The organism is Streptomyces alkaliterrae, from assembly GCF_007097205.2.
In the GTDB taxonomy this organism is placed as follows: domain Bacteria; phylum Actinomycetota; class Actinomycetes; order Streptomycetales; family Streptomycetaceae; genus Streptomyces; species Streptomyces alkaliterrae.
Window position 1 is genome coordinate 1 of sequence record NZ_VJYK02000281.1, and the last position, 7,293, is coordinate 7,293.

4 protein-coding genes and 1 pseudogene are annotated in these 7,293 nt (G+C 72.5%); 4 read left to right on the forward strand and 1 reads right to left on the reverse strand.

The genetic code is table 11. From position 1 onward, the window contains the following. The 4 genes from FNX44_RS21355 to FNX44_RS21370 all read left to right on the forward strand — a co-directional run. Window positions 1-1,217 (forward strand): acyl-CoA synthetase family protein (locus tag FNX44_RS21355; RefSeq protein WP_143650271.1); only part of this gene is annotated, 1,217 nt, incomplete at its 5' end. Next, entirely contained in the window at window positions 1,214-2,473 is a 1,260-nt protein-coding gene (locus tag FNX44_RS21360) for an MFS transporter (RefSeq protein ID WP_173019246.1), read from the forward strand. The genes FNX44_RS21355 and FNX44_RS21360, both read left to right, overlap by 4 nt. Before the next feature lie 77 nt (window positions 2,474-2,550). Continuing rightward, window positions 2,551-3,792, forward strand: coding sequence for an NAD(P)/FAD-dependent oxidoreductase (locus FNX44_RS21365; protein ID WP_228450079.1), 1,242 nt, complete (start codon window positions 2,551-2,553; stop codon window positions 3,790-3,792). Between the two features lie 114 nt (window positions 3,793-3,906). Beyond that, window positions 3,907-4,836 carry an RNA polymerase sigma-70 factor gene (locus FNX44_RS21370; protein WP_143650275.1) on the forward strand — a complete coding sequence of 310 codons (930 nt, stop codon included), beginning with the start codon at window positions 3,907-3,909 and terminating at the stop codon, window positions 4,834-4,836. Window positions 4,837-4,907: 71 nt separating this feature from the next. Here the strand turns inward: FNX44_RS21370 and FNX44_RS21375 are convergent. Beyond that, window positions 4,908-6,815: pseudogene (locus FNX44_RS21375) on the reverse strand (glycoside hydrolase family 3 protein); the annotation flags it as partial. Window positions 6,816-7,293 lie beyond the last annotated feature (478 nt).

Consider the following 7,293-nt stretch of genomic DNA (forward strand, 5'->3'; position numbering starts at 1 on the left):
GCCGCACCCCCTACCACCGCGCCCGGCTGCCCGAGCCGGCGGCCGTCACCGACGTCGCCGACATCGTCACCCTCCCCGTACTGGAGAAGGCCGACCTCGAAGCGCACTCGCCGCCCTTCAGCCGCGACATGCTCAGCGCCGACCAGCCGACCGGCGAGGTGCTGCGCTCCGGCGCCACCGGCGGACGGCCCCGCTACATCGTCTACTCCCGCACCGACTGGGAGAACATGGTCCGCGAAGCCGTGCCCGTGCTGTACGCGCTCGGCGTGCGGCCCGGCGACCGCATCGTCAACACCCTGTTCGGCGGCGGCATGTACGGCGGCCTCACCACGACGTTCAGCGAGTTCGCGAAGATGCCCGTCGAGGCCTACTCGACAGGCCAGTTCGCGACCGTCGACGACCTGCTGACGCTGGTCGACGGCTTCCGCGCCAACGTCGTACTCGGCATGCCGGCCCTGCTGCTGCCCCTGCTGCGGGAGGCGAAGGAACGCCGCCCCGCACTGCGGATCGAGAAGGTCGTCTACGGCGGCACGCCCATGACCGAGACCGACAAGGACTGGCTCCGGCGGGAACTGGGCACCCGCGTCGTCTCCAGCATCCTCGCCGCCAACGACGGCGCCCAACTCGGCCACCAGTGCGCGGCGCTCGGCGGCACCCGCCACCACGTCAACGACGACTACAACCTCATCGAGGTCGTCGACGAGTACGGCCGGCCCGTCCCCGAGGGGCAGACCGGCGAACTGCTCATCACCTCGATGCAGAAGTTCGAAGGCCCGCTGCTGCGCTACCGGATCGGCGACACCGGCCGCGTCTTCACCCACGACTGCGCCTGCGGCGTCTCGGGAAAGGTCCTGGAGTACCAGGGCCGTTCGGACGGGCTGATCCGCTTCAAGGGGGAGACCGTCGAGCACGGCGAAGTCCTCCAGGCCCTTGCGGGCCTCGGCGTCTCCCGGCTGCAGATCGAGATCGGCACGGAGGACGGTCGGGAAGTGCTCGTCGTCCGCACGGAGGCGCCCGACCCCCTCGACCCCGCCGACGTGCGGAAACTGCTCACCGACACCTTCCCCGTCCTCGGCGACCTCCAGGACTTCGACGCCGCTCTCGACGTCTTCGAACTGCGCGTGGAATGCCTCCCCGAAGGGCGGCTGCCCCGCAACCCGGTCAGCGGAAAGATCAGGAACGTCCTCGACAGCCGGATCGCGGTGGCGGCCCGATGATCCGACACGACCCGGTGGCGCGCACCATGCTCGCCGCGATCAGCCTGTCCAGCGTCGGCATCGGCATCCACACCCTGGCACTCGGCCAGCTGATGTACACCCGCACCGGCAGCCCGGCCGCCTTCGCCCTCATCCTCACCCTCCAGGGACTCGCGGCCTTCTGCGTACTCCCCGTCTGCGGCCCGCTGGTCGAGGCGCTCAACTCCAAGTGGGTGTACGTCTGCTGCGGCCTGGGCAGAGCGGTCACGGTCACCCTGATCATCGCGATCGCGATGGTGCCCGGCACCGGCGCCGTGCCGTACATCGTGACGGCGGCCGTGCTGCTCGCCGTCTTCGACAACGTCGAACGCTCGGCGCTCTTCAAACTCACCGCGCACCACGTCGACCAGAACCACATCACCCGGTTCAACAGCCTCGTCGGCGTGGCGTTCCAGGCGGGCGCGCTCACCGGCATGGCCCTGCTCGGCCTCGTCCTCACCTGGGGCAGCGCCCAACACGCCCTTGTCCTCGACGTGTTGATGTCGCTCGGCTGCGCGGTCGTGGTCAGCCGCATCCGCCTCACCGGCCGCGAGCACAACCCGAAGCCCGGCGCCCGCATGCTGGCCTCCGCCGTGGCCGCCACCGTCGGCGAGTGGCGGCGCATGGCGGGCCGCTACCGCGCGGACAAGGCCGTCTTCGTGATGATCGCCCTGTGCGCCGGAGACTTCGTCTTCGCCCACGGGCTGAGCACCCTGGTGGTACCGCTCGTCGGCGACCACTACGACGGCCGCGGCTGGTACATCGCCGCACTCGAGGCGACCTTCGCCGTCGGCATGATCACCGCCTCCCTCTTCACCTCCCGGCTCGTCTCCCAGCGACTCCTGCCGCTCTGGCTGCTCGTGCAGGCCGGCGCCGCCGCCGCGCTCGCCCTCGGCCAGTCGCCCACCGTCCACTTCCTCGCGTTCTTCGCCGCCGGCTTCGCCAACCTCAACAGCCTGACCTGGCTCCTGACCTCACTGCAGCAGCGGGCGGACGACGGGGACAAGGCCAAGATGGCCTCGCTGCGCCTGCTCGCCATCGGCCTCGGAACGGCCGGCGTCATGCCCGTGATCGGACACTTCGGCGGGATCTCCCTCGACGCGGGCTTCACCGCGCTCGCGGCGTCGATGACCCTGTTCGCACTCGCCGCGGCCTGGGTGGCCCGCACCTACGTGCACCGCCAAGGCGACACCGAACCCAGCCCGGCGGCCAGGCCCGCGGAGCCCCTGGCGGTGTGACCCGGGCAATACGGTGTCACGCCGGGCGAGGTGCCGGTGTCCCGTGGTCGAACCCCTGAAACGTCAGGAGAGAGACCATGGGACACCACATGACACACGTCGTGGTCGTCGGCGGCGGGTACGCGGGCGTCATCGCCGCGAACCGCCTCACCCAGCGCGACGACGTGGCCGTGACGCTGATCAACCCGCGCCCGACCTTCGTGCACCGCATCCGGCTGCACCAGGTGGTGGGCGGGACACACGACGCGCTGGTCGACTTCCGGAAGGTGCTGTCCGACCGCGTCCGGCTGCTGGTCGGCGCCGTCGACCGGATCGATCCGGCCGCGCGCGAGGTGACCCTGGCCGGCGGCGGTTCGAGCGGCGGCCCGAGCGGCGGTTCCGGCGGTGGGGCGGTCGGCGGTCCGGTCGGATACGACTACCTGATCTACGCGGTGGGCAGCGGCAGTGCCCGCCCCGACGTGCCCGGGGCCGCCGAGCACGCCCACCCGGCCGCCACCCTGGAAGAGGCCCGCGCCCTGCGCGCGACCCTCGCCGAAGCACCCGGACACGCCCCGGTCACCGTCGTCGGAGCCGGCGCGACCGGTATCGAGATCGCCGGCGAGCTGGCGGAGGAGGGCCGCGACGTCACCCTCGTCTGCGGCGGCCTGCTCGCCCCCGCCCTGCACCCGCGGGCGCGGCGGTCCGTCGCCGGGCGGCTGGCCCGGCTCGGCGCGACCGTGCTCGACGGCCCCGGCAGCACGGTCACCGAGGTGACCGGGTCCGCCGTGCGGCTCGACGACGGACGGGAGCTGCCGAGCGCGGTGACGGTCTGGACCGTCGGATTCGGCGTCCCCGACCTGGCAGCGCGCAGCGGTCTGCGCACCGACGCGGTGGGCCGGCTCCTCACGGACGAGACGCTGACCAGCGTCGACGACCCGCGCGTCCTCGCCGCCGGAGACGCGGCGGCACCGTCGGACCTGCCGCTGCGGATGAGCTGCCAGACGGCGACCCCGCTGGGCGCGCACGCCGCCGACACCGTACTCGCCCGCCTCGCCGACAAGCGGCCCGCGCCGCTCGACATCGGCTACTTCGGCCAGTGCGTCGCCGTCGGCAGCCGAGCCGCAACCCTGCAGATCGCCGCCAGGGACGACACCGCGAAGCCCTTCCACCTCGGCGGGCGCCCCGCTGGGAAGATCAAGGCGACCGCGTTGGAGTACCTGACCCACCACCTGGCGACGGAGGCGCGCAAGCCCGGCTCCTTCACCTGGCGGTTCAAGGACGGCAGCCGCGCCCGGCGGCTCCGCGCCAAGCGCGACGAGGCCGCCGCCCTGAACCACTGAACGCCTCGGGGCGGGGCCGCCCCCCGGCCGCCCCCGCCGCGCAGAGGTGAGCGCCGCCCCGAGCCGTTCCCGACCGACCCGCCTCCGACCCTCGCCGACGAAGGGGACCGCGACATGACCGACCACCACCCCGCCGAGCCGGGGACCACCGCCCCCGGGCCCGCCGACCCGGCCACGGAAACCTTCGTCAGGCACCGGAACCTGCTCTTCACCGTCGCCTACGAGATGCTCGGCTCGGCCGCCGACGCGGAGGACGTCCTCCAGGAGACCTGGCTGCGCTGGATCGGGGTCGACCTCGAACAGGTACGCGACCGGCGCGCCTACCTCGTCCGGATCACCACCCGCCAGTCGCTCAACCGGCTGCGCACCATGAAACGCCGCAAGGAGGCCTACGTCGGCCCCTGGCTCCCCGAACCCCTACTGACCTCCCCGGACGTCGCCGAGGACGTCGAACTCGCCGAGAGCGTGTCGATGGCGCTCATGCTCGTCCTCGAGACCCTGTCCCCGACCGAGCGCGCCGTCTTCGTCCTGCGCGAGGTCTTCGACGTCGGCTACGACGAGATCGCCGCCGCCGTCGACAAACGCCCCGACGCCGTCCGGCAGATCAACCACCGCGCCCGCCGCCACGTCGACGCCCGCCGCCCCCGCCGGCAGGTCTCCTCCCGGCAGACCCGCGCCGCGCTGGAGGCGTTCCAGCACGCGCTGGAGACCGGCGACCCGCAGGGCCTCCTCGACGTGCTCGCCCCCGACGTCGTCCTCGTCGGCGACGGCGGCGGCATCAAGCAGGCCGCCCTGCGCCCGGTGGTCGGCGCCGACAAGGTGACCCGCCTGTTCCTCGGCGGTCTCAGCAGGGTCGTGGGCAGCCTCACCGTCGAGCCGACCGAGGTCAACGGCAACCCGGGCCTGCTCGTCCGGCTGAACGGCGACCTCGACGGCATCCTCGCCGTCCGCCTCGACGACACCCGCGTCACCGGCCTCTACTACGTCCGCAACCCCGAGAAGCTCTCCCGGATCACCACCGAGACCCCGCTCACCCTCCACTGAGGCCCGCCCGGACGCGGAACCACCGGTGGCGCACCCCGGCCGGGGTGCGCCACCGGGCGGCGGAGCGGGGCTCAGCGGCGGGTGGTGAGACCGTGGCCGTACGGGAAGAGCGGGTCGTGGTCCCTGTCGCTGGCGTCGACCCGGGCCTGGTCCTCACTGCGCGGCCAGGAGACCGGGAGCTTGCCGGTGAACGGGCGGTGGCCGAAGAGCACGTCAGCCACTCCCTCACCCTCACTGCCGGGCAGCCAGGACATCACCAACGCGTCCATCACGGCCAACCGGTCGGTCACGATCTGCGGACGTCCGGCGACGTCGAGCACCACGCAGGTGTCGAGTGCGCCGCACACCCGGTCGATGGCCGCGCGGTCGGCGGCGGAGAGGTTCAGCGTGTGCCCGTTGTTGCCGACGTCGCCCACCCCTTCCGCGTAGGGGGTCTCGCCGACGACCACCACGCCGACATCGTGGCCCCGGGTGGGGGCGGAGGCGTCCTTGCTGTAGGTGACGTGTGCGGCGTTCCGCCGGATGCCGTCGAGGATGGTGGTTCCCGGGAAGTGGTCGTTGCCCGACTGCCCCTGCCAGGTCACCGTCCAGCCGCCGGCCTGGTTGCCGAGGTCGTGGGCGTTGGTGCCGGCAACGTAGATCCGCTGCGAGGACTTGAGCGGCAGTGCGCCGCCGGAGTTCTTCAGCAGCACCTGGGACTTGGCGACCGCCTCACGGGCCACCGCGCGGTGGGCGGCGGAGCCGATCCGATCGATGTGCCTGCGGTCGGTCAACGGCTGCTCGAACAGACCGAGTCGGAACTTGGCGCGGAGGATCCGGCTCACCGCGTCGTCGATCCGGGACTGCTTGACGCGGCCCGCCTCCACCTCGGCGACCAGCGTCTCCACAAAGCGCGGCGCCGAGAACGGCTCCATGAACATGTCGATGCCGGCGTTCACCGAGGCCCTGACCTGGTCGGCGTAGTCGCCTGGCAGCTGGTGGATGGCCTCCCAGTCGCTGACCAGGAAGCCTTCGAAGCCGATCTTCTTCTTCAGCACGTCGGTGAGCAGCTCCTTGTGGGCGCTCAGCTTCACCGCCCGGCCGTCGCCTCGGTCGGTCCACCGGACGCTGGAGTAGGAGGGCATGATGCTGCCGACCCGGTGCTCCCGCACCGCCGGTACGTACGGCGCCAGGTTGATCTTCTCGAAGCGCTTGCGGTCGGTGACGGTGACGCCCTGGTCGAGGGTGTAGCCGCCCGTGGTCGAGCTGCCGAAGACCGTGTCGCCGTCCCCCGCGAAGTGCTTGGCGGAGGCCAGCACCCGGTCCGGGCGGGCCAGTTGGCGGTCGCGCTCGCCCTGGAGCCCCCGGACCGCAGTGACCATGCGGGACACCAGGCCGGGGCGTTCGCCGTAGCTCTCGTAGGTGCGGCCCCAGCGGACGTCCCGCACGACGCACAGACACGGAGCGAAGGACCACTGCGGACCGGTCGCCCGGGTCTCGGTCGCCGTGATGTGCGCCGCCTTCTCGACCAGCCTCGGGTCGCGGGTCGCGCCCATGCCGATGTTGTGGGGGAAGACCGTGGCGCCCACCAGGTTGCTGTGCCCGTGCACCGCGTCCACGCCGTACAGCAGCGGGATGCCGAGCCGGGTGGCGAGCGCCTTCTCCTGGAAGGCGTCCACCATGTCCGCCCAGGCCTCGGGGGTGTTGGCGTCCGGTGTCGAACCGCCGCCGGAGAGCAGCGAGCCGAGGCCGAGCCGGGTGATCTGCTCCGGGTCCGTGCTCACCGCCGAACGCTCGGCCTGGGCCATCTGGCCGACCTTCTCCACCAGCGTCATCCGGCCGAGCAGGTCCTTCACCCGCCGCTGGACCGGGAGCCGGGGGTCGAGGTACGGGGCCTTCTGCCGCGCTTCCGCGGAGGCCGCCCCGGCGTCCGCCGGTGCGGCCCCGGCGGGCAGCGCGGCCCCGGCGAGCAGCGCGGCCGCGGCGAGCAGCGCGGAGGTGAGTCGGAGTCGGGTACCGCCTCGGGAACGGCGGCCATGGGTGTGGGGGTGTGGCAAGACGTCCATCCTCGGCCAGGACCGGCCGGCCGGGACGTCCCGCCCCGGGGAGGCCGATCGACGGTGGCGGCCGAACCGCGTCGCCCCGCCCGGGACAACGCCGACGGCCGGGCGCCGACTTGCCCCTGACGTCCAGCGCGGCGCCCGGCAGAGAATGTCCCGCCCGAGACCAAAAGTGTCAAGACTTCAAGCGAAGGACACGCGAAGATCGCCGATGCGTTCACCTTCTGAAGGCGATGTTCCGGCACGTCACCGGCGCGGTACAAAAAGTGAGCATCAAGGCCCTGATGACCCGGCCCGTCTTGAGGAGTTACCCGAGCCCGGTTCCCGGGGCGGGCGTACGGGTGATGATCACGACGGCGGCCACCCGGCGCCTCAGGCCTTGCCGGCGGCGGGCGCCGGCTCCACCTCGGGGGCGGCG